Origin of the sequence: Caballeronia insecticola (assembly GCF_000402035.1) — a bacterium.
Lineage (GTDB): Bacteria > Pseudomonadota > Gammaproteobacteria > Burkholderiales > Burkholderiaceae > Caballeronia > Caballeronia insecticola.
The window spans coordinates 1,701,883-1,727,289 of record NC_021287.1 but is presented as its reverse complement, the minus strand read 5'-3'; the positions used below and the strand labels follow the sequence as shown (position 1 = coordinate 1,727,289).

The window sequence follows — 25,407 nt, the reverse complement described above, 5'->3', positions numbered from 1 at the left end:
TCATGCGCCGATCAGGCTTTGGCCGCACACGCGCACCACGTTGCCCGTGATGCCCGCGCTGCCCGGACTCGCGAGCCACGCGACGGTCTCGGCGACATCGACGGGCAGGCCGCCTTGTCCCAGCGAGTTGAGCCGTCTGCCGGCCTCGCGCACGCCGAACGGCATGCGCGCCGTCATGTGCGTTTCGATGAAACCGGGCGCCACCGCGTTGATCGTGATGCCGCGTTCGCGCAGCGCCGGCGCCATGGCGTGCACGCGCCCGATCACGCCGGATTTCGAAGTCGCGTAGTTGGTCTGGCCGCGATTGCCGGCAATGCCGCTGATCGACGACACCGCCACGATGCGCCCGCCCGCGCGCAGCACGTTTTCCGCCAGCAGCACTTCATCGATGCGCGCCTGCGCCAGAAGATTGATGTCGATGACGCTGTCCCACATTTCGCCGCTCATGCGCGCGATGGTTTTGTCGCGCGTGATGCCCGCGTTGTGCACGACGATATCGATGCCGCCCGACGCGAGCAGCGCCGCCGCGATCTCGACCGGCGCTTCCGGCGCGCCGATGTCCGCGACGAGCGCCGCGTGCGCGCCGCCCGACGGCGCGCTGTCTTCGATCGAGAGCATGGTTTGGTCGAGCGCATCGCGGGCGGCGGCCACGTCCAGGCCGGTCACGATCGCGCCGTGCGCGGCCAGCACCGACGCAATCGACGCGCCGATGCCGCGCGCCGCGCCCGTGACGAGCGCGCGCTTGCCCGCGAGCGGCGTCGCCCAGCTTTCGGGCGCGACGGCGGGATAGTCGATGCTCACGCTCTGACCCGACACATAGGCCGAGCGCGGCGACAAAAAGAAGCGCAGCGCCGAGTCGATATCGGCGCCTTCGGTCACGCGCAGCAGATTCGCCGTGATGCCGTTGCGCGCTTCCTTGCCGAGCGAGCGCGTCATGCCGTCGAGCGCGTATTGCGCAGTCGATGCCGCTACGCTCGCGCGCGTGGCGGGCGGCCGCCCCAGCACGACGATGCGTCCGTTCTTGCCAAGCGAGCGCAAGGCGTCGTGGAAGAAGGCATAGAGCGAATGCAGCTGGCCGGCGTCGTCGATGCCGGTGGCGTCGAAAATCAGCGCTTGCACGCGGTCGTGGGCGGCCGCGTCGTGCGTGCGCGGCTCGAAGCGGCCGCTCATCGCACCGTGGCGGGCGGCAACGGGCAGCCAGCCGGACGCGCTCTCGTGCGCGATGCTCGTCATGCCGATGGCCGAGAGCGTGCCCATCAAATCGTCGAAAAGTGCGGGCGACGGCCCCGCGCCGATCGCAGCCATGCCGCCGAATTCGGCCTGATCCGCGCGCTGGCGGCGCAGCGTCTCGGGACGCGGCAGCCCGAGCGAGCGGGCGATGCTCGTGCCGAAAGGCGAGTTGACGAAGTCGAGATAGCGGTCTTTCATCGATGGCGATGATCGGTCGTCGGGCGGGCGCAAGCTCGGGCTCGATTGCTGCGGCGCGCGTACCCGGTCAGGCGACTGTTTCGGGCAATTGCCGCTCGAGCGCCTCGCTGCGCTTCTGCAATGCTTCGAGGATACCGAAGTCTGCGGAAAAATCATCGACTTTCACGGCTTCGCGCGCATGCGCCGCCCATTCGGTCAGCAGCGCGCGCTCGGTTTCGTCGATCAAACCGCGCGCGGCGGCGGTCTCCGCCCAAGCATCGATCTCGTCCGGATTTTGCGGCAGCGGCGCGCTCTGGCCGGCTTTCACGGCGTCGCGCAGACGCGCTTCCAGCGCGGCGACGGCGGGCGTGAGCGCGAGCAGCTTCTCGCCGCGCGCGATCGGATCGTCGTCGAAGTCCGACACGTGCGAACCGGCGACGAGCCGATCGCGGGCGTCGCCGGGCGTTTGCATCAACATGGCGACTTCGCTGCCGAGCGCATCGGCACTCGGCGCATGCGGCAGGCCGAACGGGAAAGCGACGGCGCGCAGAAACGCCGCCGCCGCGCGATTCGGGTAGTTCGCGAGCAGACCTTCGAACGCGACGCGCGCGCGGTACAGTGCGTCCTCGGTGCCCCAGCGCACGAGCGGCAAGTCGCTTTCGGGGCGGCCGTCGTCTTCGAAGCGTTTGAGCGTCGCGGAAAGCAGATACAACTGCGAGAGGATGTCGCCGAGCCGCGCCGACAAACGCTCGCGACGCTTGAGCTCGCCGCCGAGCGCGAGCATCGAGACATCGGCGAACAGCGCGAACGCGCTCGACAGACGCGTGGCGGCGCGGTAATAGCGAACCAATCGGGCATCGGCGCGCGCGGGCTTGCGCATGAGCGCCGTGCCGCCGAACGCGTACACGACGCTGCGCACCGCGTTGGCGGCGAGAAAACTCGCGTGGCCGAAGAAGGCGTCGTCGAAATCGCGCAGCGCGCGGGCGTGATCCGGCTCCCGGACCGCGGCCATTTCCTTGAGCACGTACGGATGGCAGCGAATCGCGCCCTGTCCGAAGATGATCAGACAGCGCGTGAGAATGTTCGCGCCTTCGACGGTAATCGAGATCGGCATCTGCTGATACGCGCGCGCCAGAAAATTTGACGGTCCCATGCAGATACCCTTGCCGGCAACGACGTCCATGCCGTCGTTGATCACGCCGCGCGCGCGCTCGGTAATGTGATATTTGGCGATTGCGGAAATCACCGAAGGTTTCTCGCCCAGATCGACGGCCTGCGCGGACAGGCGGCGCGCCGCGTCCATCACGTACAGATTGCCGCCCATGCGCCCGAGCGCTTCCTGAATGCCTTCGAAGCGTCCGATCGACGTGCGGAACTGCCGTCGCGCCGCGGCGTACGCGCCCGTGCCGCGCACCGCGAGCTTGGCCATGCCCACATTCGACGACGGCAGCGAAATCGCGCGCCCGGCGGCGAGGCACTCCATCAACATGCGCCAGCCGCGCCCGACCTGCGCGCGTCCGCCGATCACCCAGTCCAGCGGGATGAACACGTCCGTGCCCCAGTTCGGGCCATTCTGGAACACTGCGTTGAGCGGCCAGTGACGCCGCCCGATATGCACGCCGGGATGATTCGTCGGGATCAGCGCGCAGGTGATGCCGGGCGCGGCGTCGTCCCCGAGCAGATGCTCCGGATCGAGCGCGCGGAAGGCCAGGCCGAGCACGGTTGCGATCGGCCCGAGCGTGATGTAGCGCTTCTTCCACGTGACGCGAAAGCCGAGCGTTTCGCGGCCCTCGTGCAAGCCACGGCAGACGATGCCGACATCGGGAATCGCGGCGGCGTCCGATCCGGCGTAGGGACTCGTCAGCGCGAAGCAGGGGATTTCGTCGCCGCGCGCAAGCCGTGGCAAGTAGTGGTTTTTCTGTTCTTCGGTGCCGTAATGCAGCAGCAATTCGGCGGGACCGAGCGAGTTCGGCACCATCACCGAAACAGCCGCGGCCGACGAATGCGTCGCCAGTTTCATGATCACCTGCGAGTGGGCGTAGGCGGAGAACGCGCGCCCGCCGTACTGCCGCGGAATGATCATGCCGAGAAAACCGTGTTCCTTGATGTAAGCCCACGCTTGCGGCGAGAGATCCTGCCAGATCGCCGTGGTGTCCCAGTCGTTCGACAGTTCACACAGACGCGCGCATTCGTTGTCGATGAAGCTGCGTTCTTCCGGCGTCAGCACCGGCGCACCGTGGGCGAGCAGCGTGTCCCAGCGCGGACGGCCCGAAAAGAGTTCGGCGTCCCACCAGACCGTGCCGGCTTCGATCGCGTCGCGTTCGGTCGGCGACATCTCCGGCAGGATCTTGCGGAACACGGCGAACACACGGCGGCTGATCAGCGCGCGGCGCAGCGGCTTTGCGGCGAGCACGAGCGCCGGAAGCACGAAGACGATCGCGAGCAGCGTTGTGCCGAGTGCGCCCGTCACGCCGATGACCGGCCCGAGCGCCACCCAGATCGCAAGGACGCCGAGCCAGGCGAGCGCGGGCGCCTGCAGAAAGGCGAGCGCGCCGGCAAAAAGGAGGAAGCCGATGACGTAGAGAGCAGGCATCACGGAACTCCAGCGAGTGGCTTAGAACACGAGGATACACAGCCGCGAGCACGCGACGTGCCGCTCGTCTCGACGCATACCTCTAATTCAAGCGCGCGCAGTTGCGCCCTGGTTGCGGCCTAATAGCGCAACGAAACGATCGGCGGATCGCGCAAGAAGACATCTCGAATGCGGAAAACCTCGGTACAAGGTTGAATCGAATAAGCTAAAAATTGCTTGATTGGGATGCCGGGTGCGGAGTCGGAGCGCCTGCGCGACGCCACGAAATCTCGATCCCCGCGCGGGGCGGGGATCAAAGGGCGCTGTGGTTCGTTCTTGCCGGATCTCACTACAGCAAGTCACAACGGGCTGGCTCTTTGTTGTGACCACCTGCACGTGCACGTGGTCCGAGGAGCATAGGTTACTTTGAAATATGCAGATCAATTAGTCAGGCTAAATATCGGAGCGATGCCTGTCGAAGCCCCGTACGCCGATTACGCTTCCCTTGAAGGCGAAGTGGTTTTCAAACTGTTTCGTGCAAGCGGTGCGTGCTGTTACGTGCCCGTCCCGCTGGATACGGAATTGCTCGCGAGCATTCATGCGCCGGATCCCAGCGGAGCTTTTTCGCTCTACCGCGACGCCCGGGGACGCATTACGCCGGTGGCCCGTTATTTGGCCTTGGCCTGTCTTGAGCGACGTGTCCCGATTCGCGCGATCAGCCAACAACTCGGCTTGTCTGAGAGCACGTTGCGTCGATGGTGGCGCGAGCGTCGGCGCGTGGCCGGGATGGCGTGTGGCACCGACGTCCCCGACTTGTTGCGGACGCTGGCCTTCCGAAGGAACGCGGAAGGGTAGTCACCGCATCTGAGGCGACATCGAACGAGAAAACTCACATGGAGGTGAACCCCGCCGGGGCGCGGGGCCCGCGTCCATCTTTCCGTACCAGTCGATCTAGCCGATCTAGCCGGTCGCCCGGACTTCCTGCGCCGCACGCGTCAGGTCGATTCCCCGGCGCTCGCGGCCGAAGAAGATCAACGCGGCGATCACCACGGCGACGATGCCCGCGACAATCGCCATCGCCATGCCGTAGTTGTTGTCGTGCGACGTGGCGATCGACGCTTGCAAAGTCGCATTCACGGCGGCGAGCAGATTGCCCAACTGATACATGAGCCCCGGAAAGGTCGCGCGAATTTCGTCGGGCGAGATTTCGTTCAGATGCACCGGAATCACGCCCCAGGCACCCTGCACGGAAATCTGCATGAGGAACGCGCCGATTGCGAGCGCGACCGGGCCCGAGGAAAACGCCCAGAGATACAGCACGGGCAACGCGATCAGCGCGGCGATGAAAATCGCCATCCGCCGTCCGATGCGCTCCGACAGCGAGCCAAAAAACAGCCCGCCGACGATCGCGCCGATATTCAGCACGATCGCGATAAGCGACACGGTATGCGGATCGAAGTGATGCTGTTCGCGCAGGAACGTGGGATAGAGATCCTGCGTGCCGTGCGAGAAAAAGTTGAACGCGGTCATCAGCACGATCGCGTAGAGGGAGAGCGTCCAGTTCTGCTTGAGCGTGGCGAGCAGGCCGGGGCGCTTGCGCTTTTCCATCGCGCGCCAGGCGGGCGACTCGGGCACGTGCGCGCGGATATACATGACGAGCAGCGCGGGCGCCACGCCGACAAAGAACATCCCGCGCCAGCCGATGTATTGATACAGCACGCCGAAGACGATCGATGCGAGCAGATAGCCGCTCGGATAGCCCGCCTGCAGCAGTCCCGAGACGAAGCCGCGCGATTTGGGCGGCACGGTTTCCATCGTCAGCGCGGAGCCGACGCCCCATTCGCCACCCATCGCGATGCCGAAAAGAGCGCGCAGGATCAGCAGCGTCATGAGATTCGGCGACAAGCCGGAGAGCAGTTCGAGCAGCGAATAGCACGCGATGTTGATCATCAACGTGGGACGACGGCCGAATTTGTCGGCGAGCCGCCCGAAGATCAAGGCGCCGATGGGGCGCATCGCCAGTGTGAGCGTGATCGCAAAAGCGACGTCCGGGATTTTCACGTTGAACTCGGCCGCGATATCCTTCAATACGAAGACCATCAGAAAGAAATCGAATGCGTCGAGTGTCCAGCCCAGATATGCGGCTACCGTGACGTTTCTCTGTTCGCGCGTCCAGCTCATTGCCTTATTCTCCGTTTCGGTGAATGGATTGGCGAGATGTCGATTTGCGGCTTATTCTGCGGTTCAGCAAAAAACAAACCGCGCGTAGGGGCGGTGCGCGCCGTGCTGCGGCCGCACGCACGAAACAGTGTAGAACGCGATTTAATAGGCCGCTTAAACGAGTCGATTAATTCGGATGGAACTTATGCGCAGTTTGAATTCGACAATACGGAACCGATTCATTTGCGATTCGATGAATGAGAAATCGAATCGCGAATGAAAGATAATCGAATTGATGTTGAAGGGTGCGAAAACGAAAAACCCCACGTCTGTGCGTGGGGTTTTATAGGCGATGCGCGATTTAATGCGTCTCGCGAAAGAAGGACCTTGGTGCCCAGGAGAGGACTCGAACCTCCACGGTGTTGCCACCGCTAGGACCTGAACCTAGTGCGTCTACCAATTCCGCCACCTGGGCCAAGGGGTACAGCAAGCCCGCTATTTTAGCGGGTCGGGAAACCGTGTCAACCGAAAAGTCTTACAACTTCCCGCGACAAGAACAGAGTCTCCGCATAAAAAGAAAAAAGCCACCTAACTGTGATTAGGTGGCTTTTTCCAACATCTGGTGCCCAAGAGAGGACTCGAACCTCCACGGTGTTGCCACCGCTAGGACCTGAACCTAGTGCGTCTACCAATTCCGCCACCTGGGCAAGGGTGCGGGCCACATGCGTGAGATTCACTTCATGCAGCCTTGCGTGCCGTTCAACGTGTGTTCAGCAGCAAAGAACGCCATTATAGCGAGCGTAACGCACCTGTCAAGCATTTCAAATTCCTGCGTTCAGCCGCGCGCGCGGCGCGCTGAATCGGGCCGGAACGCCCGTGGCGCCTGATTCACGGGTGATAGAATGATCCGAACGATCCACGCCCGCATGGCCGCAACGTACGGGAAATCAGCCCAAACGAGAACAACACGATCAAGCCCTTGAGCAAATATCCGTATCCGATTCCCAGCCGCGAAGAGATTCTCGGCGTGCTGCGCACGAGCGAGACTCCGCATGCCGCGAACGACATCGCCGAGGCGCTGTCGATCAAACGCCAGGAGCGTGAAGGATTTTTCAAGCGCCTGGCGGCCATGGAACGCGACGGGCAAATCCGCCTCGACAAGCGCGGCCACTATCAGCTCACTCATCCCTCCAATTTTGTTGCGGGCCGCGTTCAGGGGCATCGCGACGGCTTCGGCTTCCTGATTCGCGACGACGGCCAGGACGATCTCTTCTTGCCCAACGGCGAAATGCAGAAGGTCATGCATAACGACCGCGTGCTCGCGCGCATCGTCGGCTATGACCGTCGCGGGCGGCCGGAAGGGCATATCGTCGAGGTGACGGACCGCGCCAACAAACGCATCATCGGGCGGCTCATCAACGAGAACGGCGCGCTGCTGCTCGTACCCGAAGACAAGCGCATCGGTCACGACATTCTCATCACGCAGAATCCGAAGAAGGCGAAGGTCGGGCAGGTGGTGTCCGTCGATCTGACGGATTTCCCGAGCCGCCATTCGCAGCCGCTCGGGCGCGTGGCCGAAGTGATCGGCGATATCGACGATCCCGGCATGGAGATCGAGATCGCCGTGCGCAAATACGGCGTGCCGCACGAATTCAGCGACGCCGCGATCGCGCAGGCGGCCAAGCTGCCTGACGAAGTGCGTCCGGTGGATCTCCGTCATCGCGTGGATTTGCGCGATGTGCCGCTCGTCACCATCGACGGTGAAGATGCGCGCGATTTCGACGACGCCGTCTATTGCGAGCCGGTCGCGGTGGGTCGCGGCCAGGGCTTCCGCATGCTGGTGGCGATTGCGGACGTGTCGCATTACGTGCGCCCGAACGAACCGCTCGACGTCGATGCGCTCGATCGCAGCACCTCGGTGTACTTTCCGCGCCGCGTGATTCCGATGCTGCCGGAGAAGCTCTCGAACGGTCTGTGTTCGCTGAATCCGGACGTCGACCGCTGCGTGCTCGTATGCGACATGGTCATCACCGCGCGTGGCGAGATCAAGGCGTATCAGTTCTACCCCGGCGTGATGCACTCGGCGGCGCGGCTCACGTACACCGAAGTCGCGGCCGTGCTGACCAACACGAAGGGCCCGGAAGCCACGCGCCGCGCCGATATCCTGCCGCAATTGCAGAATCTCTACGGCGTCTACAAGGCGCTGCACGCGGCACGCCAGAAGCGCGGCGCGATCGATTTCGATACGACGGAGACGTATATCGTCGTGAATTCGCAGGGCAAGATCGAGCAGATCGTGCCGCGTCATCGCAACGACGCGCATCGGCTGATCGAGGAATGCATGCTCGCCGCGAACGTCTGCGCGGCAGACTTTTTGAAGCGCAATAAGCATCCGGGTCTGTATCGCGTGCACGCCGGGCCGACGGAAGAAAAGCTCGAGAATCTGCGCACGTTTTTGCGCGGCGTCGGCCTGACGCTCACCGGCGGTGCCAAGCCGCACGCGAGCGACTACGCCGCGCTGATCGCGCAGATCCGCGACCGGCCCGATGCGCAGATGCTGCAGTCCATGGTGCTTCGCTCGATGCAGCAAGCCGTGTACAGCCCCGACAACATCGGCCATTTCGGGCTCGCATATGAGGCGTATGCGCACTTCACGAGCCCGATCCGGCGCTATCCCGACTTGCTCACGCATCGCGCGATCTACGCAATCTTGCAGGGCAAGAAGTATCTGCCGGACATCGGCCACGACATCTTCCTGAGCACGGGTCTCACGAAGGCCGCGCGCGAAATGCAGAAAGCGGACGACACCGCGCGTGGACGCTCGCGCAACAGCGTCGCGATCTGGGAAGAACTGGGCCTGCATTGTTCGTCGAACGAGCGGCGCGCAGACGAAGCCTCGCGCGATGTCGAAGCGTGGCTCAAGTGCTACTTCATGCGCGACAAGCTCGGCGAGGAATACGGCGGCATGGTGAACGGCGTGACGTCGTTCGGCATCTTCGTGCAGCTGGATTCGCTGTTTATCGAAGGGCTCGTGCATGTGACCGAACTCGGCTCCGACTACTTCCAGTACGACGAGATCAAGAACGAACTGCGCGGCGAGCGCACGGGCATTCGCTATCGCATGTCGGATCGCGTGCGCGTGCAGGTGAGCCGCGTCGATCTCGATGCGCGCAAGATCGATTTCCGTCTCGTGCGCGATACGCCGGTCAAGCCGCCGTCGCCGCGGCCGTCGTCCGGCGCGGTCGATACGGCGAGCGTCGGCAATGGCGCGGCGGGCCCGCGCATCCGCGCATTCGGCGACGACGACGCACCCAGCACGCGCGCCCGCGGCGGCACGAAGAAGGGCGCGGCGCCTACGGCGAGCACGCGCGGCACGACAGCGGCCAGGAAGCGCGGTGCGGCGTCCAAGCCTGCATCGTCGCAAGGGCGGCCGGCGCGCAAGAAGCGTTAAGGCGGTTCGAGGAAGTTTCAGGCGGCGCGTTTTATCGGCCGTCACACATTACGCGCGGTCCGATGCTTCGTGCTTCGGACCGCGTCGTGCTTTTCAAGTTTTCACGAAGGTTCGGATCAGTCATGTCACGTCTCAAAGTTCTCTACGGATTTCACGCGGTGACCGCGCGGTTGCGTGCGGATGCATCGTCGATCGAGGAGGTGCTGTACGACCCCACGCGCAAGGATCGGCGCATGCAGGATTTTCTGCGTTCCGCGAAGGAAGCGGGCGTGCGGCTGATCGCGGCCGACGAGTCGCGGCTCTGGGGGCTGGCGGGAAATATCCAGCATCAGGGCATCGTCGCGCGTGCGAACGATCTGCCGCTCGCGCAGAATCTGGCCGAATTGCTCGACGGCATCTCGGGCACGCCCTTGCTGCTGGTGCTCGATGGCGTGACCGATCCGCACAATCTGGGCGCGTGTCTGCGCGTCGCCGATGCGGCCGGCGCGCATGCGGTCATTGCGCCGCGCGATCGTTCGGCGGGCCTGAACGCGACCGCGGCAAAAGTAGCGAGCGGCGCTGCGGAGAGCGTGCCGTATATCACCGTGACGAATCTGGCGCGGGCGCTGCGTGAGCTCAAGGACGCGGGCGTCTGGGTGATCGGCACGGCGGGCGAGGCGACGGCGAGTCTCTACGAGACGAAGCTCGACGGCCCGGTGGCGATCGTCGTCGGCGCGGAAGGCGAGGGCATGCGCCGGCTCACGCGCGAGACGTGCGACGAGATCATGAATATCCCGATGGCGGGGACGGTCGAGAGCCTCAATGTCTCGGTGGCGTCGGGCGTGTGTCTGTTCGAGGCGGTGAGGCAGAGGGCGGTGAAGAAGTAAGGGCGCTTCATGAAGACCGCACTAGCCGCATCCGCCTTACTATCCGCGCTAACACTCACCGCCTGCACCACCGTTCAAATGGATCGCGGCACCTACATCGCCGACACGAGCCATCGCGCTAAAAACGCCGACTCCCGCATCCGTTTCCTCGTGATGCACTACACGGAGATCGACGAAGCCGGTTCGCTCGAGGTCCTGACGGGCGATCAGGTCAGCGTGCACTATGTCGTGCCGGACGCGCCGCGCATCGAACGGGGCGAGCCGGTCGTCTATCAGCTGGTGCCCGAAGACAAACGCGCCTGGCACGCGGGCCTCAGTTCCTGGCAGGGCGCGACGGAACTGAACGCGTCCTCGATCGGCATCGAGAACGTGAATCTCGGTCCCATCGACGGAAACATCGGCGAAAGCGGCCACACGCGCTGGCAGCCGTACCCGCCCGCGCAAGTCGACGCGCTCATCAAGCTGTCGCGCGATATCGTCACGCGCTACAAGATTCCGCCGACGCGCGTGGTCGGACATAGCGATATCGCACCGCAACGCAAGATCGATCCCGGTCCGGTCTTTCCGTGGCACGCGCTGTACGATGCCGGCGTCGGCGCGTGGCCCGATGATGCAACCGTCGCCGCGCATCTCGCCGGCCGCGACCCGAAAGCGCCATCCGATGTGCGCGCGCTGCAGGAAAAGCTCAAACGCTACGGCTACGATGTCGCAACCGACGGCGTGTTCGACGACAAAACCCGCCGCGTCTTCAGCGCGTTCCAGATGCACTTCCGCCCGTCGGATTACGCGGGCAACGCGGACGCGCAAAGCGACGCCATCGCGCAGGCCTTGCTCGACAAGTACTTCGCCAACTGAAAAAGGGCCCTCGCGATGGGCGAGTATTTCCTGCCGATACGCGCGATCCATATGATCTGCGCGCTGGTAATGAACGCGCGAGGGCACTTCGCGCAGAAGTTGCTCGAAGGCTCAGTCGCTTTATCGGCCACTTCTTGAGTCACGCTTGGCCGCGTGACTCAGGCCATATCGTCTCCGTGATTGACGGGGCGGTTCAATTGCATCGATCAAGCACGTGGCGTTCGCGCCAAGGTTGATATCGCGATAACTGCGATATCTGCAATAAACGCGAGCTTGAAAACTTATCTTCGTTTCATGTTTTCGAATCGAGATGCGTGAGCGTTGTCCTTCCGTGAACAACGCACGATCGATTTTCGCTTTGAATCGTTTTGCGCAGGGTCCATGGTTCGGCTTCTCAGGCTATCGCAGTCTGGCCAAAGTCCAACAACGCCGCCACGCAGTCGCACACCGCCGAGATAAGCGAACATCAGCTTGATCAACTCGATCGCTGCAACGCATCCAGACAATGTTGAGAACAACGTAATAAACATTGCGTGAACCGGCGGCCGCTTAAATTCTGCTACGCGTCGATTTCGAAGTCTCAATATCGTCTATAAATAATCGATGGCGAGGACAAGAAAATCCCACGATCGAATTGCCGTATTCGATCCCATACGCGGAGGCAGCAGTGATGTACAGGGAACGCCGGCTTCTCTCATGGATGTGCATCGTGTTGACGCTGGGGCTGATCCCCTGCATTCAGGCGCGCGCCTCGGTCGTCATTGCCGGCACGCGTGTCATTTATCCCGCAGGGGACAGCGAAGTCACGCTACGCCTGAGCAACAAAGGATCAACCGCGGGTTTAGTGCAGGTCTGGGTGGATCGCGGCGAGGAACACGCAACGCCGACCGCCATCGACGTTCCCTTCACCGTTGCGCCGCCGATCTCACGCATCGATCCGGGCAAGGCGCAGACGCTGCGCATCTTCTATACGGGCGAGACGCTGCCACAGGACAGAGAATCGGTGTTCTGGCTCAACGTGCTCGAAGTGCCACCCGAGCCTGGCACGAGCAGTCCGGGTCAGAACTATTTGCAGATGTCCGTGCTGTCGCGCATCAAGCTGTTCTTCCGGCCCAAGGGGCTTCCGGGTGAAGCGGAATCTTCGCCCGGAGCGCTGTCGTGGAGTCTGAAGAAAGGCGAGGCGGGCTGGATACTCGAGGTGCGAAACGATACTGCCTATCATGTGTCATTCGCGGGCATCGAGGTATCGTCGAGCGGTGGCCACGCGACGTTCGACGAGGGCGGCATGGTCGCGCCGAAAAGCGCCGAAAACTTTGTACTCCATGGCGCTTTATCGCCCGCGGCAGACGCCAAAGTGCACTATCGAACCATCAACGACTACGGGGGAGTGGTCGAAGGCGAAGCGCCGGTCACCGTCTCCGCTAACCCGCTCAGGTAGTCAGGGATGACGACCCCGCGCGCGCCGTCGGGCATCAGCGCGCTTTTAGGGGAATGTCGCGAGGCGCCGGTTGTGGGTTGCCGGCACGCGCTCGAAATTGTCGTGCTGTCATCGTTGCTCGCTTGGATGGCAGAGCGGTGCGCGCTTGCCGCCGAGGGGAACGAACGGCCCGCACAGCTTCACTTCAACCAGGGGATGCTGCGCGGCGGCGCAAATCTCGATATCAGCGCCTTCAACGAAGGCAACCGGCTGCTCGCCGGTCGGTATCGCGCCGAGATTTACGTGAATCAGGTGTGGAAAGGCCGCACTGACGTGAACCTGCGCGCGATAGCCGGCGAGCCGAAGAACGTTCAACCTTGCATGGATCGCGCCTTGCTGGAAATGGCCGGCGTCGATCTCATGCGCCTGAGTGCCGGCGCGGACGCCTTGCTGCAGGACGCCGCGCGTTGCGTCACGCTGCCCGAACTGGTACCCGACTCCCTCGCGACATTCGATGGCGGCGAGCAGCGGCTCGACTTGAGTCTGCCGCAAGCCGCGATGCTGCGCGCTGCACGCGGGTATGTCGATCCTCGCTCGTGGGACGATGGCGTGACCGCAGCGCGCCTTTCCTACAACGCCAACCTCTATCGCAGTGACTCGAGCGTATTCTCGAGCACACAAGTTTATGTAGGCCTGAACGCGGGCTTCAACGTGGGACCGTGGCGACTGCTGCACATCGGAAGCTATAGCAAGAGCACCAGCGCGGGTACGGGTGCCGCGAGCAGCTATCAGGATGTGCAGACCAGCCTGCAGCGCGCCATCGAGCCCATCAAGAGCCAGTTGCTGATGGGCGATGCCTTCACCGACGGCAGCATGTTCGACAGCGTGGGCTTTCGCGGCGTGCAGCTGGCAACCGACGATCGCATGATCCCGGAGTCGCAGCGCGGCTATGCGCCCATGATTCGCGGCATTGCAAGCAGCAACGCGCGGGTGCAGGTCCAGCAGAACGGCAACATTCTCTACGAAACCACCGTGTCCCCTGGCGCCTTCGTCATCAACGATCTTTACCCGACGGGTTATGGCGGAGATCTCGATGTCATCGTCACCGAGGCTGACGGCAGCGTCCATGTCTCGAAGGTGCCCTACGCCGCGGCGGTCAACGCGGTGAGAGCGGGCGCGACTTACTACAGCATGGCCGCGGGCCTGTACCGCAATGCCAACGGCGGGAGCAAGCCCTGGCTCATGCAGGGAACCATCAAGCACGGGTTCTCCAATCTGTTGACCGGTTACGGCGGCGTGACTGCCGCCGAGGGCTATCTTGCCGCGCTTGGCGGCGTGGCCGTCAACACGTCATGGGGTGCGATCGGCGTCGATCTGACCGAGGCGATGACCAAGCTTCCGGCCGGACCGACGCAGCAAGGTCAGAGTCTGCGCCTCAGCTACAGCAAAGTAATGCCGGAGTTCGGCACGAGCATCGCCGTGTCGGCGTATCGCTATTCGAGTCAGGGCTACTACACGTTGCAGGATGCGATGGCGCTACGCGATCCGAGCGTGACAAATCCGCAGAACCTGAATTCGATGTTGGCGAATCCGGCGTTTCGGCAGGGCGCGCTCAGTCCCAACGATTTCGTTCTCAACCCGCTGTTCGCCGGTCTGCGCTCACGCAGCCGGCTGCAACTCACGCTCAATCAACCTCTGCCTCAGGGTTATGGCAGTTTCTATTTCAGCGGCTCGTCGCAGACGTACTGGAATCGCTCGGGGCACGACACGCTTTTCGAGTTCGGCTACAACAACACGTACAAGCTGTTCAGTTACGGCGTATCGGCATCGCGCGAATACGAGATCACGAGCGGACGGCTCGACAATCGATTCATGGTCATGATCAGCGTTCCGCTGGGAATCGGCGCTCACGCACCCTACACAACCGCCAGCGTGCAAAAGGATTCGTTCGGTACGCTCAGCATGCAGGACACGGTGACCGGAACGCTCGGCGCCAACAATGAGTTCAGCTATAGCGTGAACGCGGGTCGCGCCCAGGGCGGCGACACACCGACGACCAACAACCTCGGCGCGAGTGCGAACTATGTCACGCCCGTGGCCAATGTGAGCGTCAGCGGCAGCCGGGGCAATGGTTACACGCAAGCTGGATTCAACGCGTCGGGCGGTCTCGTGGCCTATTCGGGCGGCGTCGCGGTGACGCCCTCGCCGGGGGTGACTGAGGCGATCATCGAGGCGTCGGACGCGGCTGGCGCTCGCGTGGTCAATGGCATCGGGCTGAGGATCGATCCCTGGGGGCATGCGATCGTGAGCGGGTTGACGCCTTTCGCCCGCAACCAGGTTGAGATCGACCCCAAGGGATTGCCGCTCGCCGTCGAACTGAAATCCACGACGCTACAGACTGCGCCGACCGCGGGCGCGATTGTCCGGTTGAAGTTCGAGACCGAGAATGCGGGCCGTGCCGCGATGCTGCGTCTTGCCCTGCCCGATGGCCGTCCGATTCCGTTCGGCGCGGAAGTCAGCGACGAGAAGGGGCTCGCGCTCGGCACGGTGGCGCAAGGCGGGCGCGTGCTCGTGCGCGGGCTGCCGGCCGCGAGCGGCAGTGTTCTCGCGAAATGGGGCAGCCGACGCGATGAGTCGTGCCGGGCGGACTATGCCTTGCCCGCGACGCCGCCGCAGGCAAATGGCAGATTGTTCATTGTCGATGCAAGGTGCCAGCCCGCCGATGCGGCGCCTCACGAAGCGGACGCGCCCCGATGAACCGGAGCGTGTCCCACGGACCGAGATCACGATCATGCGCGAATCCAGTCTTTCCATGCCGGTGCGTCGAAGCATATTGCGAAGGCACGCTAGCGCCTTGCTCTGGAAACTGTCGTCAATCTTGCTGGCGATATGGCTGACGGCAGGCGAAGCGCGCGCTTACCAGTGCGGCGGCGGCTATGCAATCCAGCCGAACGTGAGCGTCGTCGTGGGCGGTGCGGCAATCAATTCGCCCGCTGACGTCGCCACGCCGGGTTGGCTGGGCGACTGGAGCCCTTATACCAGGAGCACGGAAAACTTCTGGTGCGTATCGCAGGCAGCGACCTGATTCAGCCTCAACTCATCGCCAATTCGTCGCTCGCGAGTCCGTCCACCGTCAATCTCGACGGCCAGACATACGCGGTCTTCAAGACGGGGCTCGCCGGGATAGGCGTCGTGCTGAACTGGCATCCCGTGTACGGCGGCGCCGCTAGCAGCATCGACTCGACCTATACGGGTCTCATCTATGAGCCCACGACCGATGTGCCGCTCACGCTTGCCTACACGCCGGTCCCGACGTCGTCCATCGTCTGGAACCGGACGGGACTGCCGCAGATCTCGACGGCGATCGGCGTGGCCGTGCGCGCGCGCTTCGTCAAGATCGGCACGATCAGCGGCAGTCTCTTGCCCGCCAAAGCCGCCACCACGTTTAGCGCCTTCGTGATGGGCTATAACTACGGCGGCACGAGCAGTTGGGCGCAATTCGGCAGCGTGCCGGTCCTGGTCACCGTGCAGGCATCGCCGATTCAAACCGTGAGTTGCACGATCGGCACGCCGAATTTCACGGTGCGCCTGGGTTCGCTCGCGCTCTCGCAATTCACCGGCCCCGGATCGATCGTCGGCGACACCGCTTTTACGATCAATCTGAACGACTGTCCGTCCGGGCTGACCAGCATCACATACAACCTGAGCCCGGTGAATGGCGCGGTGTCGGGCAACCCCGGCGTGATGCAGCTTCAGCCCGGCAGCAACGTGGCCTCCGGAATCGGCGTGCGCATTACCGATTCGAACGGCGTGCCAGTGAGCTTTTCCACTGATACGGTCTTTTCGAGCTACACGGGTGCGGCCGGGAATTATCAGATCGCTTTTCGGGCCGCCTATCTTCAGCTCTCTGCCAGCGTGACGGCTGGAACCGCCAACGCACAGTTGAACTACACAATCAAATACAACTAGACCGCAGCTTCGTCGCAACAACATTCATAGGAATATTCTGCTGTTATTGCGGGAAAGACCGAGATTCGTCCTATGTTACGGAAAAACGGATCGCCCAATAATGAACCCAGTTGTAGAAATTCGTGTGGAAGCAAACTCCACGTGTTTCGAAAAGCCGCGTGCACCCATGCTGGAGCGCGGCGTCTCACTGGGTCAATGAAATGAAAATCGCAAAAGTTCTCTCGAGTCTCCTTTTCGCCGCAGGCGCCTTGTTTTCACAGTTTGCTTCGGCTGCGACTTCGGGCGTCATCACGTTCCAGGGCGCGCTGGTCGCCGACACCTGCACCGTGACGACCGGTACCAACAACAATTTCACCGTCGCGCTTCCGTCGGTTCAGACGTCGACGCTCGCAAGCGCGGGCCAGATCGGCGGTACGACGCCGTTCACGATCGGCCTGACCGGCTGCTCGCCGTCCGTACCGATTCGTGCAAGTTTCGCCGCAGGCTCCGCCGGTCTCGCCGGCGACCACATGAAGAACACCGGCTTGGCGGGCAACGTCGAACTGCAATTGCTCAATAGCAGTGGCACCGCAATCGCGTTGAGCCAGTCGACCGCGGCAGCTCAGGGCGACACGCTCCAGACGACCGACGCCACCGGCGCCGCGAACCTGGCGTACTCGGTGCAGTATTACGCGAAGGGCACGACGACCGCCGGTTCGGTCCTGTCGAACATCAACTACACGATCGTCTACAACTGATCGTTTCTTCCGCGCGTCGCCGTACTGGATGATTCCACGCATCCGGTCGGCGACGCGCCGCGCGCCGGTTTAGCGCGCTGCCCACCGACGACGTTCTGATCGTCGTGCCGCGCCCGACGCTTGGCAGCTCGAGCCGCTCATCGGCCGCTCGACCATGCAACGGCCACCCGGATGCCTTGCGCGCCGCAAACGACCGCCGTGCTTTACGCGCTGAAGGTCGCTTCACATACGCGCCGGATCTGCTCGCACGGGTGAAACCGATGCCTTCGATCTGACGCCACCCCCCGTTTTCCCATTCGAGTTCCTTGATGCGCAGGCGTCTATCGCGCCGATCGCTCGCCCGCACGATCCGCTCGGTTTTCTGCGCACGATTGCATGACCGGCACGCGCGCTCCGATAAAATCGAGCTTTCCTCTCACGCGCAGCACCGCTCCCATGACTCAAGACGAACTCAAGCAACTGGTCGGCCAGGCCGCCGCCGACTACGTGAATGCGAACGTGCCCGAAGGCGCGATCATCGGCGTCGGCACCGGATCGACCGCCAACTGCTTCATCGACGCGCTGGCCCAGTCGAAGGCGCGCTATCGCGGCGCGGTGTCGAGCTCGCTCGCGACCACCGCACGCCTCGAATCGCACGGCTTCAAGGTATTCGATCTCAACGATATCGAGTCGCTGCCGGTGTATGTGGACGGCGCCGACGAAATCGACGCCAGCGGCGCGATGATCAAGGGCGGCGGCGGTGCGCTCACGCGCGAAAAAATCGTCGCGTCCGTGGCCGACGTGTTCGTGTGCATCGCGGACGCAAGCAAGCGCGTGCCCGTGATGGGCAAGTTCCCGCTGCCCGTCGAAGTCGTGCCGATGGCGCGCACCGCGATCGGCCGCAAGCTCGCGGCGCTGGGCGGCGTGCCGATCGTGCGCGTGACGAAGGACGGCTCGCCCTTTATCACCGACAACGGCAACGAGATCATCGACGTGAAAGGTCTCTCCATCGATGATCCGCGCGGGCTCGAAGCGCAAATCAACGCGTGGCCGGGCGTCGTGACGGTTGGGCTGTTCGCCGCTCGCGGTGCGAATCTCTGCCTGCTCGGCACGGACACCGGCGTCGAGCGCATCGACTACGCGGCATAAAAAAATGGCCCGGACATGACGTCCGGGCCATTTCTGTCTCCTCACAGCGCTTTTCTCAGAACGCGTTGCGTCCGATGAATCCCTTGAACATGGTCATCGCGACGATCTTGATGTCGAACCAGAACGACCAGTTGTGGATGTAGAAGAGGTCGAACTTCACGCGACTCTGCATCTTCTCGACTTTCTCCGTCGCGCCACGATAGCCGTTCACCTGCGCCCATCCCGTAATGCCCGGCTTGATCCGATAGCGGAACATGTAGCCGTAGACGAGATCCTTGTAGAGATCGTCGTGCTCCAGCGCGTGCGGGCGCGGTCCCACCACCGACATGTGCCCGAACAGCACGTTCAGGAACTGCGGCAATTCGTCGAGGCTCGTGCGCCGCAGGAAGGCGCCGATCTTCGTCACGCGCGGATCGTTGCGCGTCGCCTGCGTCACGTGTCCCTTCGTTTCCTGATGCACCGCCATCGAACGGAACTTGTAGATGCGGAACGGCCGTCCGTCCGCGCCCTTGCGGTTCTGCGTGAAGAACACCGGGCCCTTCGAGGTCGCCTTCACCGCAATCGCAATCGCGATCAGAAGCGGCGAGAGCGCGAACAGGGCCGTCGCCGCGAACAGGCGGTCGAACAGCATCTTCGGCCACATCTGCAAAGTGCTGACAGGCGACGTCGTCAGGTTGATGGTGGCAAGCCCGGCGACATCCGTCATCGAATGATTGAAGAGCGAAATGCTGCGCGTATCGGGAATCAGCCGCAGATTCACGAAGTCGTGCCTTAGCGCATGCACGAAGCGGTAGATCGTGTGTTCCTGTGAAAGCGGCAACGCGAGCCAGACTTCGTTGATTTCCTCGGCGCGCACTTTCTCGACGAGTTCATCGAAGTCGTTCAGCACCGGCAGGCGCGTGCCGCCCGTGCCGATGGCGGTCGTCGGACCCGGCATGCTGCCGACGCCGCTCGCGTGCAGTTCCTCGTCGCCGGTCGTATCGAGCAGACAGACGGGCGTGAAGCCTTGTTCGGGCGTGCTGCTCAAATGCGCGAGCAAGGTGCGCGCGAAACCTTGTGCGCCGACGATCGCCACCGTGCGCTGATTGAAGCCGCGTCCGCGCATCGCGCGCAGGCCCGAGTACACGGCCAGTTTCACCGCGATGATGAGCGTGCCCGAAATGACCGTCGAATACGCGAACCACAAGCGCGACACCGAATCCATGCGATGTAGCGTGAAGGCGAGGACGAGGGCCGCCCCCACCACCGCCAGCCACGCAAGAGCAACGCGCGCCAGCATCACCGGCAGCGGTTTGCCGCGCCACGTCTCGTAGACGCCGAACGCGGGGAAGAGGAGCAGGGCGAGGACGGAATTGAACGCGATCAGCAGTCTTTCGATGTCGCTGATATCGAGCGTGGCGAAGCGCATCGAATGCGCAATCAGACCACCCGCGATAATGAAGAGCACGTCGAGACAGCGCGCCGACCACGCAAACATGTCGTGATTTTTTGCTTGCATCATGCAACCGTCAGACGCTGGAGGCCGATACCGCCTCGGTTGCACGAAGACGCGGGAGCAGGCGGTCGAACTCACGCTTGACCAGCCCATAGCACTCGCACGCGCGGGCTTCGAGGCCTTCGCGATCGACCACCTTGATGCAGCCGCGGCTGTGATGGATCAGGCCCGCGTCGTGCAGCTTGCCCGCCGCTTCGGTCACGCCTTCACGGCGCACGCCCAGCATGTCGGCGATCAGTTGCTGCGTGACTTGCAATTCGTTCGACGCCGTGCGATCGATTTCGATCAGAAGCCAGCGGCACAGTTGCTTGTTCAGCGAATGATGGCGATTGCATGCGGCCGTCTGCGCGACTTGCGTGAGCAGGGCTTGCATATACAGCAGCATCAGGCGGCGCAGGAAGTCGGAGCGGCCGAATTGCTCGCGCAGTGCTTGTGCGCTCATGCGATAGGCGAAGCCGGGGCATTGCACCTGAACGCGCGTCGGCATGGTTTCGCCGCCCGTGAGGACGGGCACGCCCGTCATGCCTTCGCGGCCGACTGCGGCGATCTCGACCGAGCCGCCGTCTTCCATCGTGTGCAGCAGCGAGATGATCGCGGTCGTCGGGAAATAGACGTGATGAATGCGTTGGCCCGAATCGCACAGCAGTTGTTCCGTGCGCAACTGGACGAGTTCGAGATGCGGAGTGAGCGCTTGCCATTCGTGGGCGGGAAGTGCGCCAAGCAGGTGATTGCCGTGCAGATCGGACTGGAGGGTCAGCATGATTGGTTCTCTCGTAACTTCGCGCATTGCGCTTCACATTTTTATTTACTGATATGACCGTTTTCTCATGCGTCTTGCGACCGCCTCAAAAACACTTCACATCAGCCCCGTAGCTGCCCGTCGTCGCGTGAGTTGATTTTGTTGTTCGCGTTGCCGGGTTGCGCGTATCTAATAGCGAGGACCGTGCCAATGCTGGCAATCGCAATGCTGGCGGGGCCTCATTGCGAATGAGAAAATCGTGGTGCACCGCAGCGCATGATTTTTGTTTCAGTCTTGAACATTGGTGGTCTTAGGAATACGTGTGGGCCCCAATGAGTTTCATCAGTGCAATCCCCCCAAATGGAGGTTTGGTCTTGTCGCATCACCACGCGACAGGCCTTGCAGGTCGACATCCCGTCGACAGGACACCTTCTTTCGTAGGGTTAATGAAAAATGATTCATTCGTGTTCCATGCATTGCGTGGGATAACGAACGCGCTTCGTGCGATGAACCTCTTGCTTCGGCGCGAAGCCTTGCTGCACAAGGCCTCACGGCAATCCAGGCAAATGGTCGCGGGAACGTATCGTCGGGCAGAAACGTTGCGCGCTTTGCACGAAGCGTAACGTCCGTATGCGAGGCCGCTCGCACGTGCGCATCAGAAGCGGTGATTTGCGGTGCATTCATGCTGAATAAGGCTCACGTGACGCTTGCAGACAGCCGGTCGTGCGCCTGACGATCGGCCCATCGGCGTAAAACGTTTGCGGTTGAATCGTCGGACGGGTGTTTTGCAACGCGCGAAAGCAGCCAGGCCGCGAGCGTGCCGAAATGTTTCATCGAGGACAATGTCGTGCGGAACGAATGAATCGCGCGAAACAACAGAGGCGCAAAAAATGCCGCAACGACATTAGACGGTCACGCCTTTCTGATTTAAGGCCGGCGATGTGAGCGAATGAAAAATGCCTTGAAACAAGGGCTCAAATGCGTTTTTTACGCCGGCGTCTGCGCATATGAAATGATCAACAGACGATATTCGCAAGCGGAGGAACGACGCGCTCATACGCGTCTTCAATGACATCGAATGATGCTTCGCATAGCTCGCGCCGGTTGTGCGATAGCGCACGCGCAAGCCTGCATTGCATGACCATCGTTTCGCTCGCGATCTTGCGCGCGCTCATATGGGTGTTGGGCGGAATATCGAAGCCTTGCTCGCGCATCCATTGCAGGTAGTGTGCGAGCAGTTCGAAATTCGCGCCGAGTTGCCGCATCACGTTGAACGCATACAGGCGCGCATAAGGCTCGCCGCGCGCGAGCATCGTGTCGACATGCTCGGGAAAGGCTGCACGCCAGCGCGTGATCGGGTTGTGCATCGGGCGCCGCAATAGATGCGCGCACAGAAGATCCGCCGATGCTTCGGCGAGCGGCGTGCCCGTCAGCGCGTCTCTTACGTGCTTCACGAATTCGACGTGCGGAAAGAGCGATACCTGATCCTGCGCCGCATCGGCGCGCAGTATGCCGTCGAAATCGTCGCCGTCGAGCAGGTGATAGCCCGTGTGATGGAAGTAGCCGAGCCGCCGCGCGTCGGGATCGATCACGTCGATGCCGATCGTCGTCTTCGCATGTTCGCGCCGATACGAAACCGCGCGCATGTCCGGCAAAAAGAACGCATCCACTTCGACCAGCACGATATTCCCGCGACGCGTCTGCACGAGCGCGCGCTCCTCGAGCGAATCGAATACCGCGAGTTCCTGCGCCTGCAGACCGTAGAGCTTTTCGATATCTTCGAACGGCAGCTTGCCGAGGGTGAACTGATCGTCTTCGAAGTCCTGCGTGACGCTGAATGCGAGCGCCGCGCGCGGTTCGAGTCCGCTGCCGTGCAGGATTTCGATCCAGAGATCGACGGGCGCCACGCCTTCGCGCCAGATACGCTCGCCACGATGCAGCGCATGCGCATGATGACGCCGCGCACGCATGCGCAAGGGGTCGAGTGACACGACGCGGGAACGGCCCGCGCCTGAACCCGTCACACCGCTCGTATGGAACGCGCTCATGCCGTTACCTCGGGCCGGGAATGCCGGCGTCCGATACCGCGTGCGCAGCGAAGCGGGTTTCTATTTTTTGTCGTGCGTCTCTGTCGCGTTCGATGGCGGTATGCATTTTGATTTTCCCATGAAGGTGCCGGAATACGCGAGTGCTATCGACGCGTGCGCGCGCACGCGGCAGCCCGCAACGTGGACTTGCGCGTGACGTTCATGCGTCGGGCAGGCGTCCTTTTCCCCGGGACGCCTTCTTGCGTGTGGTTGACCCTATTGGAAGCGCGCGCAAGGTTTGGGTCGGTGCGATGGCGCACTGTGCTCCGGCGGGCCGAGACGTAACGTCTAATCGTCGCAACGCCGGTATTTGCCGGTCAAGCATGGAGATAATCAATGAACTGGAAAATCCTGGATTTCGAACAACTCACTGCGCGTGAGCTTTATTTGATTTTGCGCGCGCGCAGTGCGGTGTTCGTTGTCGAACAGTCGCATGTCCATCTCGACCCGGATGGACGCGATGAAACCGGCACGCACGTCTTCGCGGCCGAGGATATGAGCCGCTCGATGCCAGTGCTCGCATATGCCCGCATTCACGAAGGCGACGCGGAAGACCCGGAAGTGGTCGTCGACAAGATCCTGACGAGCCCGCTGCGCCGTGGCGATGGCACCGCGCACGCATTGATCGAGCGCGTGCTCGCGGTGGCCGCCGAACGCTGGCCCGGACGCGGCGTGCGCCTGACCGCGCCGGTGAGCTTGCGCGGCTTCTACGAAGCATTCGGCTTTCGCAAGACCGAAGGTCCGTTTCTCGAACACGGCATGCCGTACATCGGGCTCACGCGCAAGAGCCGGCAGCCGCGCGAAGCGGCGCCGAGCAAGGTGCAGTTCGCCGGTCCCGGCGCATACGCGAACACCTACGAGTTGCTCTGAGTTTCGTCGCAATCGCATGACGGGCGTCGCAGCCGGCGCCCGCGCAATAACGCATGCAGCAGGTCACGCAGCAACGCTTTAACGCAGCAGCACAGCAACACGACAAAGGCGCAGGCCGTCCAGGCGTCGGGGCAAGAACAACGACCAGGGCGGCACGCGCCGCCTCGAACCCGTCCTCGACCAATACGATCAACGCCGCCGGCTCCGCGCCGGCGCGCGTGCAAACGGCACTCTCATGCGAATAGTCCATCTCGCGAACCACGCGCAGACGATCGGCAACGGCACCGTCAACATGATGGTCGATCTCGCCTGCGTGCAGGCGCGCATGGGCCAGGAGGTGGTCGTCGCGTCGTCGGGCGGCGGCTTCGAACCGCTTCTGCGGCGGCACGGAATCACGCACATTCCGCTGCAGCAGTCGCGCCAGCCGTGGCGCGTGCCGTCGATGATCGCGGGCTTCAATCGTCTCATCGACCGCTTCGACCCCGACATCGTGCACGCGCACATGATGACGGGCGCGCTCATCTCGCGCTTCGGCAGCATGCGGCGACGCTTCGCGCTCGTGACGACCGTGCATCACGAGCTTCAGAAAAGCGCCTCGCTGGTGCGTGCGGGCGACCGCATGGTCGCCGTAAGCCGCGCGGTGGCCGACGATCTCGCCGCGCGCGGCATCGGGCCGGAGCGCATGTCGATCGTGCTCAACGGCGCAGTGGGCGCGCCGCGCCTCGTTTTGCGGCCCGCCGCGCGGCCGGTGCGCCTGAAGCATCCGAATATCGTCTGCGTGGCGGGCATGTACCGGAGGAAAGGCATCGCCGATCTGCTGCACGCGTTCGCGCTCGTGCGCGAGCAGGCCGCGCATGAACGCGTTTCCCAGGCGGAGGTCCCGTCCGAGCCGCAGCTGTATCTGATCGGCGACGGTCCCGATCGCGGCCTGATGGAAGCGCTCGCGGCCGATCTGGGCATTGCGGAGGCGGTGCATTTCACGGGCTTTGTCGCCGATGCGCGGCCGTATTTCGCCGGCGCCGACGTTTTCGCGCTGCTGTCGCATCAGGATCCGTCGCCGCTCGTGATTGCGGAGGCGCGCGAGGCCGGCTGTGCGATCGTCGCGACGCGCGTGGGCGGCATCCCCGAAATGCTCGACGAGGGCGCCGCGGGCGTGCTCGTGCCCGCGGGAGACGCGGCGCAGGCGGCGGCGAAACTGCGCTGGCTGCTGTTCGATTCCGATGCGCGCGGCCAGTACGCGGCGCGCGCGCGGGAAAACCTGCCGAAGCTCTCGGTGGAAAGGGTGAGCAGCGAGTATCTTGCGATCTATCAGCACACGCTCGCGGAACGCGCTTCGCTGCGGCAGCGCACGGTGCCGCTCGACGCGCGCCGCACGCGCGCGCCCGATGGCGCGGTTTAAGCATAAGGCGGCCGAAACCGCCGAAAGCGCCGCGCAGCATCGCGCAGGAGGTTTTTCCCGATGGCGCGTGGATCATACAAAAGCCTCATGCCATCGAGCGAGCGTTCGCGTTCGCACAGAAAGCATACGAGATGCTTGCTCAAATGAGCGCATGACCGATCGGAAGATTGGACAAGTCCGACAGACGAACGCTCGCGCCGCGCTGCGACGCCGCAATTCTTCAGTTTCCCTGACGAATGACGGCGCGCGCGCGGC

At 63.1% G+C, this 25,407-nt stretch carries 18 protein-coding genes and 2 tRNA genes; 12 read left to right on the top strand and 8 right to left on the bottom strand.

Features of this window, described 5'->3' with window-relative positions:
* Both BRPE64_RS07920 and BRPE64_RS07915 read right to left on the bottom strand, forming a co-directional pair.
* Complete coding sequence (locus tag BRPE64_RS07920) at positions 1-1,428, bottom strand: 3-oxoacyl-ACP reductase (RefSeq protein ID WP_016345560.1); 1,428 nt, start codon at positions 1,426-1,428, stop codon at positions 1-3.
* Between the two features lie 67 nt (positions 1,429-1,495).
* Positions 1,496-4,000, bottom strand: a complete 2,505-nt coding sequence (locus tag BRPE64_RS07915) for an acyl-CoA dehydrogenase (protein ID WP_044041385.1) — start codon at positions 3,998-4,000, stop codon at positions 1,496-1,498.
* A gap of 405 nt (positions 4,001-4,405) precedes the next feature.
* On the opposite strand from BRPE64_RS07915, the gene BRPE64_RS07910 reads away from it, so the two are divergent.
* On the top strand, positions 4,406-4,834 hold the full coding sequence (locus BRPE64_RS07910) for a helix-turn-helix domain-containing protein (protein WP_232519168.1): 429 nt from the start codon (positions 4,406-4,408) through the stop codon (positions 4,832-4,834).
* Positions 4,835-4,939: 105 nt separating this feature from the next.
* Here BRPE64_RS07910 and BRPE64_RS07905 read toward each other — a convergent pair whose 3' ends face one another.
* From BRPE64_RS07905 to BRPE64_RS07895, 3 genes are all read right to left on the bottom strand, one after another.
* On the bottom strand, positions 4,940-6,160 hold the full coding sequence (locus BRPE64_RS07905; RefSeq protein WP_016345558.1) for an MFS transporter: 1,221 nt from the start codon (positions 6,158-6,160) through the stop codon (positions 4,940-4,942).
* A 367-nt stretch (positions 6,161-6,527) separates the two neighbouring features.
* Positions 6,528-6,614, bottom strand: a tRNA-Leu gene (locus tag BRPE64_RS07900).
* Positions 6,615-6,759: 145 nt separating this feature from the next.
* Positions 6,760-6,846: transfer RNA gene (locus BRPE64_RS07895), tRNA-Leu, on the bottom strand.
* 272 nt (positions 6,847-7,118) lie between these two features.
* Here BRPE64_RS07895 and rnr point away from each other — a divergent pair.
* From rnr to rpiA, 9 genes are all read left to right on the top strand, one after another.
* Complete coding sequence (gene rnr / locus BRPE64_RS07890) at positions 7,119-9,590, top strand: ribonuclease R (RefSeq protein WP_016345556.1); 2,472 nt, start codon at positions 7,119-7,121, stop codon at positions 9,588-9,590.
* Between the two features lie 122 nt (positions 9,591-9,712).
* Positions 9,713-10,456, top strand: coding sequence for a 23S rRNA (guanosine(2251)-2'-O)-methyltransferase RlmB (gene rlmB, locus BRPE64_RS07885; RefSeq protein WP_044041384.1), 744 nt, complete (start codon positions 9,713-9,715; stop codon positions 10,454-10,456).
* Between the two features lie 9 nt (positions 10,457-10,465).
* A complete protein-coding gene (locus BRPE64_RS07880; protein ID WP_044041383.1) occupies positions 10,466-11,311 on the top strand; it encodes an N-acetylmuramoyl-L-alanine amidase in 846 nt (281 codons plus the stop codon).
* Between the two features lie 700 nt (positions 11,312-12,011).
* Entirely contained in the window at positions 12,012-12,749 is a 738-nt protein-coding gene (locus tag BRPE64_RS07875; protein ID WP_016345552.1) for a fimbria/pilus periplasmic chaperone, read from the top strand.
* 6 nt (positions 12,750-12,755) lie between these two features.
* Complete coding sequence (locus BRPE64_RS07870; RefSeq protein WP_144063337.1) at positions 12,756-15,485, top strand: fimbria/pilus outer membrane usher protein; 2,730 nt, start codon at positions 12,756-12,758, stop codon at positions 15,483-15,485.
* A gap of 34 nt (positions 15,486-15,519) precedes the next feature.
* Entirely contained in the window at positions 15,520-15,813 is a 294-nt protein-coding gene (locus BRPE64_RS07865; protein WP_144063336.1) for a hypothetical protein, read from the top strand.
* Positions 15,789-16,697 carry a fimbrial protein gene (locus tag BRPE64_RS07860; RefSeq protein ID WP_016345549.1) on the top strand — a complete coding sequence of 303 codons (909 nt, stop codon included), beginning with the start codon at positions 15,789-15,791 and terminating at the stop codon, positions 16,695-16,697. The genes BRPE64_RS07865 and BRPE64_RS07860 overlap by 25 nt, the downstream gene beginning before the upstream one ends.
* Positions 16,698-16,945: 248 nt before the next feature.
* Complete coding sequence (locus tag BRPE64_RS07855; protein WP_160167919.1) at positions 16,946-17,434, top strand: fimbrial protein; 489 nt, start codon at positions 16,946-16,948, stop codon at positions 17,432-17,434.
* Between the two features lie 435 nt (positions 17,435-17,869).
* Positions 17,870-18,562, top strand: coding sequence for a ribose-5-phosphate isomerase RpiA (rpiA, locus tag BRPE64_RS07850; protein ID WP_016345547.1), 693 nt, complete (start codon positions 17,870-17,872; stop codon positions 18,560-18,562).
* Positions 18,563-18,617: 55 nt separating this feature from the next.
* On the opposite strand, the gene BRPE64_RS07845 is transcribed toward rpiA, so the two are convergent.
* The 3 genes from BRPE64_RS07845 to BRPE64_RS07830 all read right to left on the bottom strand — a co-directional run bounded on the left by BRPE64_RS07845 (position 18,618) and on the right by BRPE64_RS07830 (position 22,844).
* Positions 18,618-20,039 (bottom strand): undecaprenyl-phosphate glucose phosphotransferase, encoded by a 1,422-nt coding sequence (locus BRPE64_RS07845; RefSeq protein ID WP_044042067.1) that lies wholly within the window; start codon positions 20,037-20,039, stop codon positions 18,618-18,620.
* A gap of 31 nt (positions 20,040-20,070) precedes the next feature.
* Positions 20,071-20,817: a Crp/Fnr family transcriptional regulator gene (locus BRPE64_RS07840; RefSeq protein WP_016345545.1), complete on the bottom strand. Its 747-nt coding sequence runs from the start codon at positions 20,815-20,817 to the stop codon at positions 20,071-20,073.
* 995 nt (positions 20,818-21,812) lie between these two features.
* On the bottom strand, positions 21,813-22,844 hold the full coding sequence (locus BRPE64_RS07830; RefSeq protein ID WP_016345543.1) for a DUF1839 family protein: 1,032 nt from the start codon (positions 22,842-22,844) through the stop codon (positions 21,813-21,815).
* Positions 22,845-23,219: 375 nt separating this feature from the next.
* Between BRPE64_RS07830 and BRPE64_RS07825 the strand changes: the two genes are divergently transcribed.
* Complete coding sequence (locus BRPE64_RS07825) at positions 23,220-23,753, top strand: GNAT family N-acetyltransferase (protein WP_016345541.1); 534 nt, start codon at positions 23,220-23,222, stop codon at positions 23,751-23,753.
* A 235-nt stretch (positions 23,754-23,988) separates the two neighbouring features.
* Positions 23,989-25,152: a glycosyltransferase family 4 protein gene (locus BRPE64_RS07820; RefSeq protein ID WP_016345540.1), complete on the top strand. Its 1,164-nt coding sequence runs from the start codon at positions 23,989-23,991 to the stop codon at positions 25,150-25,152.
* Positions 25,153-25,407: the final 255 nt, after the last annotated feature.

Excerpts from the sequence above, each read along its gene's own strand:
- BRPE64_RS07920 (WP_016345560.1), bottom strand. The coding sequence starts at position 1,428 with ATGAAAGACCGCTATCTCGACTTCGTCAACTCGCCTTTCGGCACGAGC.
- BRPE64_RS07915 (WP_044041385.1), bottom strand. The coding sequence starts at position 4,000 with ATGCCTGCTCTCTACGTCATCGGCTTCCTCCTTTTTGCCGGCGCGCTC.
- BRPE64_RS07905 (WP_016345558.1), bottom strand. The coding sequence starts at position 6,160 with ATGAGCTGGACGCGCGAACAGAGAAACGTCACGGTAGCCGCATATCTG.
- rlmB (WP_044041384.1), top strand. The coding sequence starts at position 9,713 with ATGTCACGTCTCAAAGTTCTCTACGGATTTCACGCGGTGACCGCGCGG.
- BRPE64_RS07880 (WP_044041383.1), top strand. The coding sequence starts at position 10,466 with ATGAAGACCGCACTAGCCGCATCCGCCTTACTATCCGCGCTAACACTC.
- BRPE64_RS07875 (WP_016345552.1), top strand. The coding sequence starts at position 12,012 with ATGTGCATCGTGTTGACGCTGGGGCTGATCCCCTGCATTCAGGCGCGC.
- BRPE64_RS07870 (WP_144063337.1), top strand. The coding sequence starts at position 12,756 with ATGACGACCCCGCGCGCGCCGTCGGGCATCAGCGCGCTTTTAGGGGAA.
- BRPE64_RS07865 (WP_144063336.1), top strand. The coding sequence starts at position 15,520 with ATGCGCGAATCCAGTCTTTCCATGCCGGTGCGTCGAAGCATATTGCGA.
- rpiA (WP_016345547.1), top strand. The coding sequence starts at position 17,870 with ATGACTCAAGACGAACTCAAGCAACTGGTCGGCCAGGCCGCCGCCGAC.
- BRPE64_RS07845 (WP_044042067.1), bottom strand. The coding sequence starts at position 20,039 with ATGTTTGCGTGGTCGGCGCGCTGTCTCGACGTGCTCTTCATTATCGCG.
- BRPE64_RS07840 (WP_016345545.1), bottom strand. The coding sequence starts at position 20,817 with ATGCTGACCCTCCAGTCCGATCTGCACGGCAATCACCTGCTTGGCGCA.
- BRPE64_RS07830 (WP_016345543.1), bottom strand. The coding sequence starts at position 22,844 with ATGAGCGCGTTCCATACGAGCGGTGTGACGGGTTCAGGCGCGGGCCGT.
- BRPE64_RS07825 (WP_016345541.1), top strand. The coding sequence starts at position 23,220 with ATGAACTGGAAAATCCTGGATTTCGAACAACTCACTGCGCGTGAGCTT.
- BRPE64_RS07820 (WP_016345540.1), top strand. The coding sequence starts at position 23,989 with ATGCGAATAGTCCATCTCGCGAACCACGCGCAGACGATCGGCAACGGC.